Consider the following 16898-nt stretch of genomic DNA (forward strand, 5'->3'; position numbering starts at 1 on the left):
CCCGAAACAGCATGGGATCCGCCGATGACTTCAGCAGCTCACTTTTCCCTACCTCTTGTCCTCCTTTCCCGCTGCCGTGCTCTCCTCGCCCGGCGGCTGCGCTTCTTGCCCGCCTTGCCCGCCGCCGCGCTGGCCATGAGCGTCACGACGGGGGCGTCCGCGGCCCAGGTCTGGAACGGCGACTTCGAGACAGGCGACCTCTCCCAGTGGTCGACGACCCTGAACGAGAGGAACATCTCCGTGGTGACGTCGCCTGTCCTGCAGGGCACGCGGGCGGGGCAGATCAAGCTCACCAACGATTCCACGTGGCCCGGCAACGGCATCAAGCGCGTCGAGCTGAACCACAAGCCGGCCGCCGCGCGCACTGCCGAGGGCGCCGAGACGTACTTCGCCTGGAGCTTCTACCTCCCCGAGGCGCTGGCGGCGGACCCGCCCACGCAGATCGGGTACTGGGAGTCCGATCAGACCTGGAACCAGGTGATGTCCTTCGAGGTCACGGGGCAGCGCATCAGCTTCGCGACGCGCAAGCCGGAGAACAAGGTGCACTGGCAGGCGGACGACGCGGTCACGCCCGGCGCGTGGCACCGCATCGCGCTGCGCATCAAGTGGTCGAAGAACGCGGCGCAGGGCTCGGTCGACGTGTGGTTCGACGGCGAGCAGGTCGTCACCGGGGGCAGCGCGCAGACCCTCGCCGACGACAACGCCCATTTCACGCAGCTCGGCATGCTGCGCAATCCGAGCGAGTTCACGGACAGCCCCATCCTGATCATCGATGACGCGGTGGAAGGCGACTCCCTCGAGGATGTCCGCCCCGCCCTGCCGACCGAGGGCACCGGGGGCGCGGGCGGCGCGGGCGGCGCCGGCGGCGCGGGCGGCGCGGACGGGACGGGAGGATCCGGGAACACCGGCGGATCGGGCGGCGAGACCGGCGGCGCCGGCGGCGCGAGCGGCGTCGGCGGATCGAGCGGCGAGACCGGCGGCGCGAGCGGCGTCGGCGGATCGAGCGGCGAGGCCGGCGGCGGCGAGCCGACCGCGACCGCCGCCTCCACCTCTGCCTCCACCGGCACAGGCGGCGACGCGCCCGCCGAGGACGCGGACTCCGACGGTGGGTGCAGCGTCGGCTCCTCGCCCGCGGCCCCCGCCGCGCCCGCGGCGCTCACGGGCCTCCTCGTCGCGCTCGCGTTCGCGCGGCGGCGCGAGCGCCGCTGACCCTCAGCTCCGGACCTCGATCCGCTGCCAGTCCGCCGCGACCTCGATCTCGACGGCTCCCTCGAGGACGCGGTGCGACCTGGCCCCCGCGACGGCGCGCGGCGGCGGCAGTCCGTGGATGCGGATCGTCTCCACCGCGCGCGCGAGCGGCAGCGCGCCCTCCGCGCGGCGCTCGAGGTGGAAGGTCGCGCCGTCGAGGCCGCCCGCGAGCCGCGTGACGCGCGACGCGCCGTCGCCGTCGCCCTCGTCCTCGTACAGGCAGCCGCGCACCACCGGCGCCGCGTGCACGTGCCAGACGAGCTCCTCCCAGCTCGCGCGGGTCGTGTGCATCCGCGGCGCCGTGAGCGCCACCGCGCCCCCCGCGCGGAGCCACACCGGGACGACCTCGAGCGGCGCGTCCGCGACGACGTGTCGCCCGCCCTCCTCGCGCCTGCCCGAGCCCTCGAGGTTCGCGAAATCCACCCACGCGCCGTCGGGCAGGTACATGAGTCGCTTCGACTGCCCCGGCCGCACCACGGGCGCGACCAGCAGATCGTCGCCGAACAGGAGCTGATCGTCGGCGCGCAGCGCGTGGCGATCGCCCGGCGCGAGGAAGCAGAGCGGCCGCAGCACCGGCAGGCCCGTCTCCGCCGCCTCCCACATCAGCGTGTACAGCGTCGGCAGGAGCCGGTAGCGCCGCTCGAGCACGGCGCGGGCGAGGCCGAGGTACGGCTCGCCGAAGCGCCACGGCTCCTGCGCCGGCCTGCCGCGGGCGGCGTGGTTGCGCATCAGCGGGTAGAACAGGCCCGCCTGCATCCAGCGCACGAGCAGCTCGCCGCTCGCGCGGCCGACGAAGCCGGGGATGTCCGCGCCGGTGAACGGCACGCCCGAGAGGCCGAGGCCCAGCAGCATCGCGATGGACGCCTCCAGATGCGTGAAATTGCTGGAGAAATCGCCAGTCCAGACCGCGGCGTAGCGCTGGATCCCGGCGAAGGCCGCGCGCGTGAGCACGAACGGGCGCCGGTCCGGCGCGTGGCGCGCGAGCCCCTCGAACGCGGCCCGCGCCATGCCGAGCCCGTAGACGTTGTGCACCTCGAGGTGGCGCCGGGCGCCGTGGCGCGCGTCGTCGGGGAGCGTGCTGCCCTCGATCGGGCCGAGGCCCGAGGCGCGCTGGCCGCTCGGGCCCGGCACGCCCCGGCCCGGGCGGACCGAGAAGCAGGCCGGCTCGTTCATGTCGTTCCAGATCCCGGCGACGCCCGCGTCGAGGAACGAGCGCTGGAGATCTCCCCACCAGCGCTGCACCTCGTCGCGCGTGAAATCCGGGAAGACCGCGGGATCGGGCCAGACCTCTCCCACGAGCGGGTCGCCGCGATCCAGCCGCACGAGGTAATCGCGCGCGCGGGCCTCTTCGTAGACGGGATAGCCCGGCTCGGCCTTGAGGGCCGGGTCGACGATCGTCACCACCCTGACGCCCTCGGCCGCGAGCTCGCGCGCGAGCCGCGCCGGATCGGGGAAGCGCGCGCGATCCCACGTCCACGCCTTGTACGCGTCCAGGTGATCGATATCGAGGTGGATCACGTCGAGGGGCAGGCCGCGCGACCGGTAGCCGCGGACGACGCCGCGCACGTCGTCCTCGTTCTCGTAGCCCCAGCGCGACTGGTGGGCGCCGAGGCTCCAGAGCGGCGGCATCGCCGGGCGCCCGGTGAGCGCCGTGTATCTCCGCACGACGTCGGCCGGGTGCGGGCCGGAAAGGAGGTACACGTCGAGCTCGGGGCCGCGCGATTCCCACTCGAGGCGGGCCGGGTCGCCGAGGGCGACATCGACCTCCGAGCGCCACGGCTCATCGAGGAAGAGGCCCCAGGCCACCCCGCCGCGCAGGGCCACGAAGAAGGGAATCGAGGCGTAGAGCGGGTCGGTGTCCACCTGCGGCGGGAACGCGTCGGTGTTCCAGAACGTGAAGCGCATGCCGCGCTTGTCGAGCGGGCCGACCTTCTCGCCGAAGCCGAGATAGGCCTCCTCCGGCGGCGCCGCGAGCGAGAGCCGGGTGCGGAGCTGGTCCAGGGGGAACGCCGGGCGCGCCTCGCCGGAGACCGCCTCGCTGCGCGCGAGGACGCGGCCCTCTCCATCGCTGAAGGCCCACGTCCCCGAGGCGAGCGCGACCTCGAGACAGGCGCCCTCGGCGCTCACGCGGACGGTGTCCCCCTCGCGGCGGGCGCGGAGCGGCAGCGCGTCGCCGGCCACCACGGCGAAGGAGCGCTTGTCGGGCAGCTCCGGGTGGGTGAAGCCCACCACGGACGACAGCGGGGCGTGGCGCACGCGCAGCACGCCGGGGCCTGGACAGCGGATCTCGACCGCGGCGCGGGCGCCCCAGAGGAGCACGCGCGCCCCGGCGATCGAGGCGTCGGTGAGGAGCATGGCGCGAGTCTAGTACGTTGTCCCCCAGGAGCGAATTTGGCTTTCCTTCTCCCCCGGATGTTGGCATGGCTTGTGTCCAGCCCCGCGCCGCCCGGGGAGGCTCACACTGGCGGTTTCAACAACGAGGGATCCCGCATGACCGATCTGTCTTCCTTCCCCGTCACGCGCAAATGGCCCGCGCTGCACCCCGACCGCATCCAGCTCTACTCGTTCCCCACGCCCAACGGCGTGAAGGTGTCGATCGCGCTGGAGGAGACTGGCCTGCCCTACGAGGCCCACCTCGTCGCCTTCGACACGAACGACCAGCTCTCGCCCGAGTTCCTCTCGCTCAACCCGAACAACAAGATCCCGGCGATCCTCGACCCGCAGGGCCCGGGCGGCGAGCCGCTCGCGCTGTTCGAGTCCGGCGCGATCCTGCTCTATCTGGCGGAGAAGAGCGGGCAGCTGCTGCCGCGGGACGCGGCGCGCCGCTACGAGACGATCCAGTGGGTGATGTTCCAGATGGGCGGCATCGGCCCCATGTTCGGCCAGGTCGGCTTCTTCCACAAGTTCGCCGGCAAGGAGTACGAGGACAAGCGGCCGCGCGACCGCTATGTGGCGGAGGCGAAGCGGCTGCTGGGCGTCCTCGACGTCCGTCTGCGCGGGCGCGCGTGGGTGATGGGCGAGGACTACACCATCGCCGACATCGCGATCTTTCCGTGGGTGCGCAGCCTCGTGGACTTTTACGGCGCGGGGGAGCTGGTGGGGTTCGACGCCTTCGAGGAGGTGAAGCGCGTGCTCGACGCCTTCGCCGCGCGGCCGGCGGTGGAGCGCGGGCTGGGCGTTCCGTCACGCAAGACGTGACCGCCCGCCTGCGGGCGCGGCCGTGGCGCACCTGGGAACGGCCGAGTCATGGCTCCAGGAGCGCGCGGATGGTGTCGAGGATCGTCCACCCCCAGGCCGGCTTCGGGATGATGGTCGGGATCACGCGCGCGCTCGTCCCGACCCGCAGCGCCTCGAAGCGCTGCGGCGTCCCGGTCACCAGGACGGAGAGCACGCCGGGGCGGTCTCGCGTGATGCGCTCCACCGCCGCCTCGACCTCGGCCGCGGGGTAGTCGTCCGGGAAGACCACCACGGCCGAGATGGCGGCGCTGGCCACGACGGCCGCTTGCAGCTGGCGCGTCACGTACGCCGTCACGCCCGCGCGCTGGAGGTACGCTTGCAGGCCGTCCAGCGTCTCGGGGTTATCGGACACGATGACCACGTGGAGTGGCTCGCCCCGCCGCCTTCGAGCGCTGGAGAGCATCGCTCCGTCTCCCCGTGCCATCAGTTCGAGGCCACCTTCAGCCGGCGGACGAGGCCCTCGTGCTCCCGTCGAAGCGCCTCCGGCAAGCGCCTCCCGAACCGCCCGAGGAACTCCTCGCTCCGGGCCGCCTGCTCGGACCAGGCGCGGAGATCGACCTCGTGCAGCCGCTGGGCGTGATCGTCGGAGAGATCGAGGCCCGACAGGTCGAGCTCCGTGGGGACGTACCCGATCGGCGTGAGCCGCGCCGCGGCGCTCCGCTCCACGCGCCCGAGGATCCACTTGAGGACACGGACGTTGTGCCCGAAGCCGGGCCACAGGAGATTGCCCCGCTCGTCGGTGCGGAACCAGTTGACGTGGAAGACGCGCGGCGGCCGCAGCATCCTCCCGCCGACGGACAGCCAGTGGGCGAAGTAATCGCCCATGTTGTAACCGCAGAAGCGGAGCATCGCCATCGGGTCGTGCCGCGGCGCCGGGGCCGCGTCCGTGGCGCCCTCGGCCGTGTCCGAGACCAGGGTGGCGCCGATGTACACGCCCTGCTCCCAGCTCGTCGCCTCGTACACGAGCGGCGCCACCCTGGCGCGACGGCCGCCGAAGAGGATCGCCGAGATCGGCACGCCCCTGGGATCGAGGATTCCGTCCCCCACCGTGGGGCACTGGGCCATCGCGACCGTGAACCGCGCGTCGGGGTGCGCCGCGCGCTCGGGCGAGGAGGCCTGCCAGGGGCGCCCGCGCCAGTCGACGATCCCCGGCCCGGGCTCGTCGCCGATGCCCTCCCAGAACGGCGTCCCGTCCTGACGGAGCGCGGTGTTCGTGAACAGGACATCGTGGGCGAGGAGCTGCCTCGCGTGGGGATCCGATCTCAGGCTCGTCCCGGGCGCGCGGCAGGACATCCCGACCTCCGGGTTGATCGCGTGGAGCTGCCCGTCGTCTCCCACGTGCAGCCAGGCGGCGTGATCGCTGACCGTCTCCACCTTCCAGCCGGGCAGGTCCGGGACGAGCGTCGAGAGCGCCGTCTTCCCGCAGCCTTCCGGGAAGGCCGCGGCCACGTAGCGCTTCTTTCCCTCGGGGCTCGTCACCCCCAGGACGCTCATGTGCTCCGCGAGCCACCCCTCCTGCCGCGCCTGCGCGCTCGCGATGCGGAGGGCGTGACACTCCCTGCTGAGGAGCGCGTTGCTCCCGTGGCCCGAGCCGAGGCTCCAGATGGTCCTCGTCGAGGGGAAATGGACGACGTACCGGCGGTCGGGCGAGCGGTCGCCGAGGCTGTGAACGCCCCGGACGAGGTCCGGCGAGCCGTCGAGGTGCCGCAAGGCCTCCTTCCCCATCTGCGTCAGGAGCCGGAGGCTCGCGACGACATGAGGGCTGTCCGTGAGCTCCACCCCGACGCGGCAGTATTTCGAGTTGCGGGGACCCAGGAGATAGGGAACCACGTACAGGGTCCGGCCCGCCATCGCCGCGGCGAACAGCGGCCACACGACGCGCTGCGCATCGTCCTCGGACATCCAGCGGTTCGTCGGCCCCGCGTCGTCCCGCTGCGGCGTGCAGACGAACGTCCGGTCCTCGGCGCGGGCCACGTCCGCCGGATCGGAGCGGTGCAGATAGCTCCGCGGATACCTTCCGGGGTCGAGCGGGTGGAGCGCGCCCTTCGCGACCATCTGCTTCTGGAGCCACCTCATCTCCGCGTCCGTGCCGTCGCACCAGTGAATGCTCGAGGGGCGGACGTGCGTTGCGACCGAGAGCACCCAGGCGTCGAGATCGTCGTATTGCATCCTTTTTCTTTCCTGGAAGTGCCTCTTCACGGCCTCGAGGGCGCTCGGCACGACGCGTCGCGAAAGAGCAACATCGATGCCACGTCGAATTCTCCGTCGCGCGGTCCGGAAAGGCTCGCCCGGTAGCCGCCCTTCGCGACGGCCGGCTGGCCCTACGACAGGGTGTCGCGCATACTGTCCGCATGGGCCGCAGGTTGCGACAGATTGACGTGGTGATCGAGCCCGTGATGCGCTCGTCGGCGATGCGGGATCTCGATCGCGTCCTCCGGACGGTGGCGCCGAAGGAGGTGGGGATCTCGCTCGTCGGCGAGAGCGGGACCGGCAAGGAGGTCCTCGCGCGCCGGATCCACGATCTCTCGCACCGGCGCTCGGGCCCGTTCATCCCGATCAACTGCGCCGCGGTCCCGGAGCCGCTCTTCGAGAGCGAGCTCTTCGGCTACGAGCGGGGCGCCTTCACCGGAGCCGCCGGCCGGACTCGGGGCAAGATCGAGGTCGCGGACGGCGGCACGCTCTTCCTCGACGAGATCGGCGAGATGCCCGTGTCGGTCCAGGCGAAGCTGCTTCGCTTCCTGGAGAACCGGAAGTTCATGCGCGTGGGCGGCACCGAGAAGATCTCCGTGGACGCCCGCATCGTCTGCGCGACGCTGCGCCCCCTGGAGGAGGAGGTGAAGGCCGGGCGCTTCCGGGGAGACCTCTATTATCGCATCCAGGGGGTCGCGCTGCAGGTGCCGCCGCTGCGGGAGCGCCAGGCGGATCTGCCGCCGCTCGTTCACCTGTTCCTGCAGCAGCTCGCGGCCAAGCACGGGACGCCGCCGGCCCGGATGACGCGGGCGGCCATGGCGGCGCTGCGCCGGCACGACTGGCCGGGCAACGTCCGCGAGCTGCGCAACGTGATCGAGCTGGTCACGCTCCTGCGCGCGGGCAAGCAGGTCCGGGTGCACGACCTCCCGCGGGGGCTCCGCCACCTGGCCCAGGTCAGGGAGGCCGCCCCCGCGGCGCGCGCCGGCGGCCGTCGCGTGATCGAGATCTCGCTCGACGCCACGCTGGACGAGTCGATCGGGAAGATCCTCGACGCGGCGCTCTCGCTGGAGGGCGGGAACCGCTCGCGGGCGGCGGCGAGGCTCGGGATCAGCCTCCGGACCGTTCAGCGCCACCTGGCGGGGCGGAATCAGGCCGTCCACGCCGCGCCCGCGGCGTCCTGACCGCCCCCCGGGCCGCGCGCGGCCCGGCGGCGGTCGCGGCGCGGCGCTACGGCCCCCCGAGCCGGCCTGGCGGGGGCAGCTCCGGCGCCGGCGGGGGCGCGCCGGCCGGCTTGCTCTGCCAGTCGGGATCGATCCAGAGCCACCGCATGAGCTGCGTGTTCCGCGCGTTGGGGAGGAACCCCCGGACCCACGGCTTCACCAGCGTCGGCTTCTCCTCGAAGTAGAGCGGTATCCGGCACATCCCGTCGAGCGCCCGCCGCTCGGCCGCGCGGTAGAGCCGGATGCTCTCCCTCGGATCCGCGACGGCGGCGGCCTTGCGGACCATCTCGTCGAGCTCCGCGTCCGCCCAGCCGCTCCGGTTCTGGGAGCTGTACGAGAGGAACGTCCCGAGCCACGTGTGCGGATGGTTGTAATCGGCGTACCAGGCCAGGCGGATCACCTGGAAGTTCCCGTCGCCGAGGTTGTCGAGCATCACCCGCCACTCCTCGTTGCGCAGCGTCACGGAGATGCCGAGGTGGCGCTTCCACATGTCCTGGATCGCCACGGCCACCTGGCCGTGCCCCTCCCCCGTGTTGTAAAGGACCTCGATCGGCGGAAAGCCCCTGGCGCGGAGCCCGTCCCCCTCGCGGACGATCTCGTAGCCCGCCTCGGCGAGCAGCGCGCGGGCGCGCGCCGGATCATGGCCGACCTCGGCGCGCGCGAACGGATCCGCGCCGCGCCTCCTGTCCTCCGCCACCTGCTCGGCGTACCCGGATCCCGTGATGTCAGGTACGTAATGGGTCGCGGGCGTCCCTGTCCGCGTGATCTTCTCGACGAGCGTTCGCTTGTCGATGGCGAGGTTCAGCGCCCACCGCACGCGCGCGTCATCGAGCGGCGGCCTCCGCGTGTTGAGCTCGTAATACACGGTGGAGAGGTACTCGCTGCGCCGGAAATCCTTCTTCCCGGAGAGCCAGCCGAGGTGCTCGGACGGGAGCGAGGTGTTGTCGCCCAGGTAATCGAGATCTCCCGCCCTGTAGAGCTGCATCGCGGCGTTGTACTGCGGGATCTCCATCCAGACGATCCGGTGAATCCTGAGGGCGTCATGGGCCCAGTACGCCGGGTTCCGCTTCATCGTGATCTCGTAACGGAACTTCCACGCATCGAGGGTGTAAGGCCCGTTGACCACGATGCTCTCGGGGCGGAACCAGAGCCCCGGCTCGCCGCGCGCCTCGAACGGCTCGACGACGTCGCGGCGGACGGGGAAGAGCGTCGCCGAGCTCGTGAGATCGAGGAAGTAGGGCGTCGGCTGCTCCAGCTCGACGTCGAGCGTCCGCTCGTCGCGGGCGCGCACGCCCACGGCACCGTCGTCCTCGACGAGCGCCGACGCGGCGATGAACCCGGTCGCCGCGGCCTGGGGCGGCGCCGCCTCAGGCCGCGCAGGGTCGTACGTGGGCAGGCTCGCGTGGGGCGCGACCAGCGCGTACGCGGCGTCCTCCGCGGGCTCGAGCAGGCAGCCCGGGAGGAAGCCACGCCCCGCGGGCCCTTCCACCTCGAACCAGCGATCGGCCGCGCCGTTGCAGGCGACGGGCGGCCCGGCGGCGAGGAGCGAGACGGAGGCCCCTCGCCACCCGCTGCCCGGCGCCGGGGCGACGGGCGCCGGCGGCGGGGCCGTGCCGGGGGCCGCCTCGAACGAGAGCCGCGCGCCGGCGCCGGTCTCCTCGTCGGGCGCGGCGTAGGCCACCGCGGTCACCCCGGGCGGCGGCGCGGCGAGGGGCGCCACCGCCGCGATCGTCCGCGCGGGCGAGCGGCCGAGCACCACCACGAACGCCCCGCGCGGCAGGTCGAGCGCGGGCGGCGCGTCGGGCCGGGGCGCGGCGCGCAGCGGGGCGGCCTCGCGCAGCGCCTTGAGCTTGCCCAGGTTGAACAGCTCGCCGTTCTTCAGCACGTGAAGGTTCGTCGCCGCCAGCGAGGCCGTCCTCGGCCGCAGCACGCGTTTCCACGCGTACTCGAAGTCGTGCGCCGTCACCGGCTTGCCGTCCGACCACCGCGCCTCGGGCCTCAGGTGGAACCGGAAGATCCGGTTGTCGTCGCTCTGCTCCCAGCGCGTCGCCACCCCCTGCACCGGGTGCAGGTCGCCCGGCGCGTACGTCGTCAGCCCCTCGAACATCTGCTGGAGCAGCGCGATGCTCACGGAGTCGACGGCCCGCGCGGGATCGAGGGTCTCCGGCTCGTCCCCGTTGTTGACGTAGAAGGTCGCGGCGTCCTTGCCGGTGCGCGCCGTCGTCCCGACGTAGGCCTCGTCGCCGCCGGAGCAGGCCGCGAGCGCGAAAGCGAGCCAGGGCGCAGCCGCGGCGCCCGCCACGCCAGGAAGGCCGCGAGGTGGGTCGGAGGCGTATCCCATCCTCTCCGAATATCCCGCAACCCGAGCGGCGACGGCAAGCGGCGGCGGCGCGCCGGGGGTGGGGGCACGCTGGGGGCTCACCTCCGGGGCTTGCGTTCCGGCGAGCCCCTTTTGTGGCTCGCCTGCACTCCAGCCCCTCCGGTGAGCCCCCAGCGTGCCCCCACCCCCGGCGCGCTCGGCTGGGAGCGCCCGCGCCCCGATCAGGGCGCGGCCGGCCCGGCCAGGGGCGGCCCGAGCCGCCCGGGCGGCGGGAACTCGAGCAGCGGAACCGCGACCTCGTTCGACGGGTTGTCGCGCCAGGCCGGGTCGATCCAGAGCCATCGCACGTGCTGCATGCCCCGCGCGTTGCCCTCGAACCCCTTGACCCAGGGCTTCAGCAGCGTCGACTTCGTGTAGAAGTAGAGCGGCATCTTGGCCATGCCGTCGACGGCGCGCTGCTCCGCCTTGCGGAAGAGCCGGATGCTCTCCCGCGGGTCGGCGGTCGCCGCGGCGGCGCGCATCATCTCGTCGAACTCGCGGTCGGCCCAGCCCGTCCGGTTCTGCGGGCTGTACGAGAGGAAGGTGCCGAGCCACGTCGCCGGGTGGTTGTACTCGCCGCCCCAGCCGAACCGCACGACCTGGAAGTTGCCGTCGCGCACGTTCTTGAGCATCACCTTCCACTCCTCGTTCCGCAGCGTGGCGGAGACGCCGAGGTGACGCTTCCACATGTCCTGGATGGCGACCGCGATCTGCTTGTGCCCCTCGGACGTGTTGTAGAGGATCTCGAGCGGCGGGAAGCCGTTCGCCCGGAACCCGTCGCCCTCCCGGACGACCTCGTAGCCCGCCTCCGCGAGCAGCGCGCGGGCGCGCTCCGGGTTGAATGCGACGTCCGGCGACGAGAACGGATCGACCCCGCGCCGCCGGTCCTCGGCGACCGCGTCGGCGTAGCCCGAGCCGGTGTACTCCGGGACGTAGTGCGTCGCCGGGATCTGCCCCGCGCGCGTGATCTTCTCGACGATCTGCCGCTTGTCGACCGCGAGGTTCAGCGCCCACCGGACGCGGACGTCGTTCACCGGCGGCTTCCTCGTGTTGAACTCGTACCAGTACGTGGAGAGGTAGGCGTACCGCCGGAAATCCTTCTTGGTCGACAGCCACGTCATGTGCTCGGCCGGGAGGGAGGCGTTGTCGCCGAGGTAATCGATGTCTCCCGCCTTGTAGAGGTTCAACGTGGCGTTGTACTGCTCGATCTCCAGCCACACGATGCGGTGGATCTTCAGCTTGTCGCGGTCCCAGTACATCGGGTTCCGCTTCATCGTGATCTCGTAACGGAACTTCCACTCGTCGAGCGTGTAAGGCCCGTTGACCACGATGTTCTCGGGGCGGAACCAGAGCTCCGGCTCGCCGCGCCGCTCGAACGCCTCGATGACGTCCTTGCGCACGGGGAAGAGCGTCGTGTAGCTCGTGAGATCGGTGAAATAGGGCGTGGGCTGCTCGAGCTCGACCTCGAGCGTGAGGTCGTCGGTGGCGCGGACGCCGACGGCGCGGTCGTCCTCGACGAGGAGCGCGTCGGGCACGAAGCCCACCTGGGGCTCGCCCTGCGCCGCTGCCGGCGGCGCGGCGGCGTCGTACGTCGGGAGGCTCGCGTGCGGCATGACGAGCGCGTACGGCTCGCCCCGCGGCGCCGCGCCCGCGCTCCCCCCGCCGGCCGCCGCCGCGCCCGGGGTGAGCGCGCAGCCCGGGAGGAAGCCGCGCGCGCCGCCCCGCTCGAGCTCGAACCAGCGGTCGGCCGCGCCGTTGCAGGTGCACGGCGGCCCGGCGCGGACGATGTCGACCACGGCGCCCTGCCAGCCGCCGCCGGGCGCGGCCGCGAGCGGCGCGGCGCCGCCCGCGGCCCCGTCGAACGCGATCCGGTCGACCTCGCCGCCGCTCCCGGCCTTCCCGTCGCCCTTCGTGAACGTCACCGCGGCGGCGCCCTCGGGCACCGCGGCGAGCGGCGCGACCGCGGTGTCCACCTGGATCGGCGAGCGCGCCAGCACGACGACGAACGCCCCGCGCGGCAGGTCGAGCGCAGGCGGCGCGTCGGGCCGGGGCGCGGCGCGCAGCGGGGCGGCCTCGCGCAGCGCCTTGAGCTTGCCCAGGTTGAACAGCTCGCCGTTCTTCAGCACGTGCAGGTTCGTCGCCGCGAGCGAGGCCGTCTTCGGCCGCAGCACGCGTTTCCACGCGTACTCGAAGTCGTGCGCCGTCACCGGCTTGCCGTCCGACCACCGCGCCTCGGGCCTCAGGTGGAACCGGAAGATCCGGTTGTCGTCGCTCTGCTCCCACCGCGTCGCCACCCCCTGCACCGGGTGCAGGTCGCCCGGCGCGTACGCCGTCAGCCCCTCGAACATCTGCTGGACGAGGGTGTTGCTCGCCGAGTCGTTCGTCTTTCCTGGATCGAGGTACTCCGGCTCCGAGCCGTTGTTGACGTAGAGGGTCGCCGCGTCCTTGCCGACGCGCGAGATCGTCCCGGCATACCCGCCCTCGCGCTCGCCGCACGCCGCGAGCGAGGCGGCCAGGATGCCGAGCGAAAGGAGGCCGGCGCTCCCCGCGGCCCGGCCGCCGCCGGCCCCCCGTCGCCCTGAAGCCCGCCGCTGCATCCCGCGGAGGTAGCACGGCCGCCCACCGCCAGGAAGCCCGCGGCTCGCCCGCTGGTCGCGCGCACCGCCCGCTCGCTCGCCGTGGTCGCCGGCCCGCTCCCGTGCACCCGCGCGGCGCGCGATCTCGGCGGCCACGAAGCGCCCGCCTGCGACGCCTACCCCCTCGCCCTCTCGCTGCGGATCGCGGACGTCGTCGGCGAGCTGCCGCGCCTGCGCCGCGCTCGACGACGCGGTCGTCGACGACCTCCTCGCGCTCGACGACGAGACCCGCGCCCTGCCGGATCTCGGCCGCAACCTGAACGTCGTGCTGTTCGCGACGGAGCTCTCCGCGCGCGCGGGGCGCTGGGACCTCCTCGCGAAGCTCGCGAAGCAGCCCGGGTTCGTCGATCGGTGGATGGCGGAGGACGCCGACGCGGCGGCGACCGCGCTGCTCATCGAGGCCGCGGCGGCCGCGCTCGCCGGCGAGCCGCCCTCCGGCGCGCGCGCCGCGCTGTGCGCGCAGATCGAGGGCCTGCGCGCCGCCGGCGCGCTGCCGGAGCCCGAGCGCCGGCGGCGCGCGAAGGAGGCGCTCGACGGCGTGATCGCCGCCGCGCGCGCAGGCAGGGCAGCGGCCCCGCCCTCGCGCCGCGCCTACTTCACGCTAGCGGGCTTGGTCTCCGCGGGCTTCGGCTCGGCGGGCTTCATCGCCGCCGGCGTCGTGTCCGCGGGCTTCGGCTCGGCGGGCTTCGCCGCGGCCGGCGCCGCGCCCGCGGGCTTCGCGTCCGCGGGCTTCGCGGCGGGGGCGCCCTTCGCGTCCGCGGGCTTCGCCGGGGCGGCGCCCTTCGCGTCCGCGGGCTTCGCGGCGGCCGGCTTCGCGGCGCCCTTCGCGTCCGCGGGCTTCGCGGCGGCCGGCTTCGCGGCGCCCTTCGGCGCGGAGGCGGGCACGCCGGCGGGCCTCAGGCCCTTGGTCTTGGCCGTGGCGCAGGCGAGCTCGACGCCGGTGTCCGTGCCGTCGAGCCGCATGATCTTGATCTCGACGCGGCGGTTCTTCGCCTTCGCCTCCGGGGTGTCGGCCGGATCGACCGCGCAGAACGCCCCGTAGCCGGCGGCCCTCATCCGGTTCTTCTCGACGCCGAGCGCCACGAGCGCCTTCACGACCGCGTCCGCGCGCTTCTTCGTGAGCGCCACGGTGTTCCAGTCGGTTCCCGCCTTCTCGGAGTGCACGGCGATCTCGACGAACTGGATCTGCGGGTTGTCCTTCATCGCCTTGGCGATGGCGGCGAGGAGGTCCTGCGAGGCGGGCTCGATGTCGGCCTTGCCCTCGACGAAGGCGATCGGCTCGTTGAGCTGCACCGCGGGCCCGGCGACGATGACCCGCGCGACGTCGGGGCAACCGTCGTCGTCCTTGTAGTCGTTCTTGACCTCGGCCTCGTTCGGGCACTTGTCGGCCTCGGCCACGATGCCGTCGCCGTCCGGATCGCTCGACTTGCAGCCGTCCCTGGGGTCGGGCGGCAGGCCGTCTTCCTTCTCGGCAACGCACTTGTCCGTGCCGTCGTCGAGCACGCCGTCCGCGTCCGCGTCCGGAGGGGGCGGCGGCGGGGGCGGCGGCGCGGGCGGGGGCGGCGGCGCGGGCGCCTTCGCCGGGGCCTGCATCTGGGGCTCTCCCGCGCAGCCGGCGTTCGCGGCGAGCAGCGATACTGCGAATGCCATTCCAAGCCATCTCGTGGTTCGCATCGTTCGGGCTCCTCTCCTTGGCGTCGTTCTCGCGCCGAGCGCCAACGTGTTTAGACGACCACGCCCGAAACTGCGAGAGGCAAAACCAGGGCGAAGCGCATTGATTCACCACAATGTCGGACACCTTGTCGGGTCACTCCCGACACGGGAAGCGATAGCGCAGCTCGCCAGAGCGGCGGTCACCCGCTTCGGATACGGGTCCACCGCGACATTTTCGGTGCTCAGCGCCCTTTCGCGCGCATTCGCGCCGAAGGCGCCGATCCGGGCCCGTCTCCTGAGCGGGAGACCGCCGCGCTGCGGGGACTGCGCCAGAGCGGGGCGGATGCCGCTGTCGATTCCTGGATCAGGGATCGATCGCCGGAGCGGCCTCGATATCTCCGCTCCTCAGGCATGCCATTTTACACCCTCACCGTGCCTGCTGGTTTCGTCGTCGTGTCAGGAAGCGCTCCCGCGGGTTTCGATGTCAGCGGCGGCGCCACCTTCCGGACGTACTGGGACGCGGGCCGCGCGCCGGTCTCCTCCGGCCCGGTCCGCTCCGGGGCGACGGGCCCCAGTGCCTCGGCCGCCAGCGCCCGCGGCGAGCTCCGCGCACCGGCGCCCGCGGCGAGCTCCGCGCACCGGCGCGCCGCGCGTCCACTGCCTCGACCGCGTCACGCGCCGCCATCCCGGGGCGGCAGGCGCATCGCGCCTCGGCGGCCCTCGTCTGCGCGCGAGCGCGTCGGAGGGGTCCGCCCGGCGGCGTCAAGATCGTGCTCACCGGGTGGACGCGCGGTGCTAGGGTAGCCGGCCAACGCGACGGACTGTCGTCGAGGATGGGAGCGCGCCTTCCTGACCGGCGCTGCCCTCATGCCTTTCCTGGAGATCCGTGCATGCCTCGCCGTTACTGGCTGATGAAGAGCGAGCCCAAGAAATATTCGTTCGCGCAGCTCGTGCGCGACGGCCAGACGATATGGGACGGCGTCCGGAACTTCGAGGCCCGCAACAACATGCGGGCCATGAAGGAGGGCGATCTCGTGCTCTTCTACCACTCGAACGAGGGCAAGTCGGTCGCGGGCGTGGCGCGCGTCAAGCGCGCGGCGTACCCGGATCCGACCGCCGACGCGGAGGAGGACTGGAGCGTCGTGGACATCGAGCCCGTCGCGCCGCTCCGGGTGCAGGTGACGCTCGACACGATCCGGGGCGACGAGTCGCTCACGGAGATGCCGCTCCTGAAGCGGTCGCGCCTGAGCGTGGTGCCCGTCTTGAAGGAGCACTTCGACCGCGTGCTGAAGCTGGGCAAGACCAAGATCGCTTGACGCGAGGCCCCGGGGTAACGACTAATCCCGGCGTGAACGTCCGCCCCGGAGCCCGAGCCCTCGCCCTCCTCTTCGTCTGCAGCGCCGCGTGCGGCGGCCCGCCCACGCCGTCGCCGATCGAGGGCGAGCCGGTCTGCCCCGACTTCGAGATCGGCGCGACGCGCTCGGCCATGCGCGGGAGCCTTCGCTTCCCGGTCACGCTGACGGTGCTCGACGGCAAGGATCCGGTGGCCCGGGCGACGCTCCACGGGCGCCGGACGAAGGACCAGCCGGCGAGCCGCATCCTGCTCCAGGACGCGGACGCCGAGTACGAGGTCGAGTGGGCGCAGTGCGAGAACGAGCGCGCCCCGCGGCCGCTCACGCTGGCCCACGAGACGCGGGACACCGCCGAGTACGCGTGCGGCAACGCGACGGTGTACAAGACCGACAAGCTCGTCACGAGGAAGGGCGATCCCGCGTCGCGCACGGTCCGCTTCGCGGCGCCGCCGAAGCCTGCGTGCTGGGAGAGCGAGGTGCCGCCGGCCGATCCGCCGCCCGCGCCGGACGCGGGGGCCGACCCGGCGCCGTCCGACGCCGGGGCCGAGCTGTCGCCGTCCGACGCGGGGAGCGCGGACGCCGCGGCGGCGGCCTCGGCCGCGCCGGCCAGCTCGGCGGGCGCGCCGCCGGCGGCCCCCGCGGCGCCGGCGGGCTCGGCAGGTGCGAAGCCGGCAGCCTCGCCTGCGCCGGCGGGCTCGGCAGGTGCGAAGCCGGCAGCCTCGCCTGCGCCGGCGGGCTCGGCAGGTGCGAAGCCGGCAGCCGCGGCGGGAGCGGCGGACGCGGGCGCAGGCGGCGCGGGCAAGCCGCCGCAGGGCAACTAGCTCTACTGCGAGGAGTCGGCCTGGAAAACGAACCGCCATGCCGCCAAGGGCGCCAAGAAATCAGGGGAATAGGAGGGGGAAATGCTGGGACGGCCCTCCCCCTCTCCTCCTGGCGTCCTCGGCGCCTTGGCGGCTCTTCTGCTGATCCGGGGCAACTGTAGTGCCAGCGCGCGGCCTCCCAG

Annotated in this window: 11 protein-coding genes; 5 read left to right on the top strand and 6 right to left on the bottom strand. The window is 73.1% G+C overall.

What is annotated here, in order from left to right:
- Positions 1-105: 105 nt before the first annotated feature.
- Entirely contained in the window at positions 106-1209 is a 1104-nt protein-coding gene (locus tag WMF31_RS21015; protein WP_436603661.1) for a polysaccharide lyase, read from the top strand.
- Between the two features lie 3 nt (positions 1210-1212).
- Here the strand turns inward: WMF31_RS21015 and WMF31_RS21020 are convergent, their stop codons facing one another.
- On the bottom strand, positions 1213-3603 hold the full coding sequence (locus WMF31_RS21020; protein WP_436603662.1) for a glycoside hydrolase family 31 protein: 2391 nt from the start codon (positions 3601-3603) through the stop codon (positions 1213-1215).
- A gap of 135 nt (positions 3604-3738) precedes the next feature.
- Here WMF31_RS21020 and WMF31_RS21025 point away from each other — a divergent pair, with 135 nt between their 5' ends.
- Positions 3739-4446, top strand: coding sequence for a glutathione S-transferase N-terminal domain-containing protein (locus WMF31_RS21025; protein ID WP_436603663.1), 708 nt, complete (start codon positions 3739-3741; stop codon positions 4444-4446).
- 46 nt (positions 4447-4492) lie between these two features.
- Here WMF31_RS21025 and WMF31_RS21030 read toward each other — a convergent pair whose 3' ends face one another.
- Both WMF31_RS21030 and WMF31_RS21035 read right to left on the bottom strand, forming a co-directional pair.
- A complete protein-coding gene (locus WMF31_RS21030; protein ID WP_436603664.1) occupies positions 4493-4846 on the bottom strand; it encodes a hypothetical protein in 354 nt (117 codons plus the stop codon).
- A 62-nt stretch (positions 4847-4908) separates the two neighbouring features.
- Complete coding sequence (locus WMF31_RS21035) at positions 4909-6684, bottom strand: phosphoenolpyruvate carboxykinase (GTP) (protein ID WP_436606579.1); 1776 nt, start codon at positions 6682-6684, stop codon at positions 4909-4911.
- A 152-nt stretch (positions 6685-6836) separates the two neighbouring features.
- Between WMF31_RS21035 and WMF31_RS21040 the strand changes: the two genes are divergently transcribed.
- A complete protein-coding gene (locus WMF31_RS21040; protein ID WP_436603665.1) occupies positions 6837-7856 on the top strand; it encodes a sigma-54 interaction domain-containing protein in 1020 nt (339 codons plus the stop codon).
- A gap of 46 nt (positions 7857-7902) precedes the next feature.
- Here WMF31_RS21040 and WMF31_RS21045 read toward each other — a convergent pair whose 3' ends face one another.
- The 3 genes from WMF31_RS21045 to WMF31_RS21055 form a co-directional block, all read right to left on the bottom strand.
- Entirely contained in the window at positions 7903-10236 is a 2334-nt protein-coding gene (locus WMF31_RS21045) for a peptide ABC transporter substrate-binding protein (RefSeq protein WP_436603666.1), read from the bottom strand.
- Between the two features lie 200 nt (positions 10237-10436).
- The gene (locus WMF31_RS21050) at positions 10437-13286 is read right to left on the bottom strand and encodes a peptide ABC transporter substrate-binding protein (RefSeq protein ID WP_436603667.1); all 2850 of its coding nucleotides are present in this window, start codon (positions 13284-13286) and stop codon (positions 10437-10439) included.
- A 195-nt stretch (positions 13287-13481) separates the two neighbouring features.
- Entirely contained in the window at positions 13482-14540 is a 1059-nt protein-coding gene (locus WMF31_RS21055) for an OmpA family protein (protein ID WP_436603668.1), read from the bottom strand.
- Between the two features lie 893 nt (positions 14541-15433).
- Between WMF31_RS21055 and WMF31_RS21060 the strand changes: the two genes are divergently transcribed.
- Positions 15434-15859 carry an EVE domain-containing protein gene (locus WMF31_RS21060; RefSeq protein ID WP_436603669.1) on the top strand — a complete coding sequence of 142 codons (426 nt, stop codon included), beginning with the start codon at positions 15434-15436 and terminating at the stop codon, positions 15857-15859.
- Positions 15860-15891: 32 nt separating this feature from the next.
- On the top strand, positions 15892-16716 hold the full coding sequence (locus tag WMF31_RS21065; RefSeq protein WP_436603670.1) for a hypothetical protein: 825 nt from the start codon (positions 15892-15894) through the stop codon (positions 16714-16716).
- Positions 16717-16898: the final 182 nt, after the last annotated feature.

It is taken from the genome of Sorangium sp. So ce1036 (genome assembly GCF_051369805.1).
Classification (GTDB): Bacteria; Myxococcota_A; Polyangia; order Polyangiales; family Polyangiaceae; genus Sorangium; species Sorangium cellulosum_F.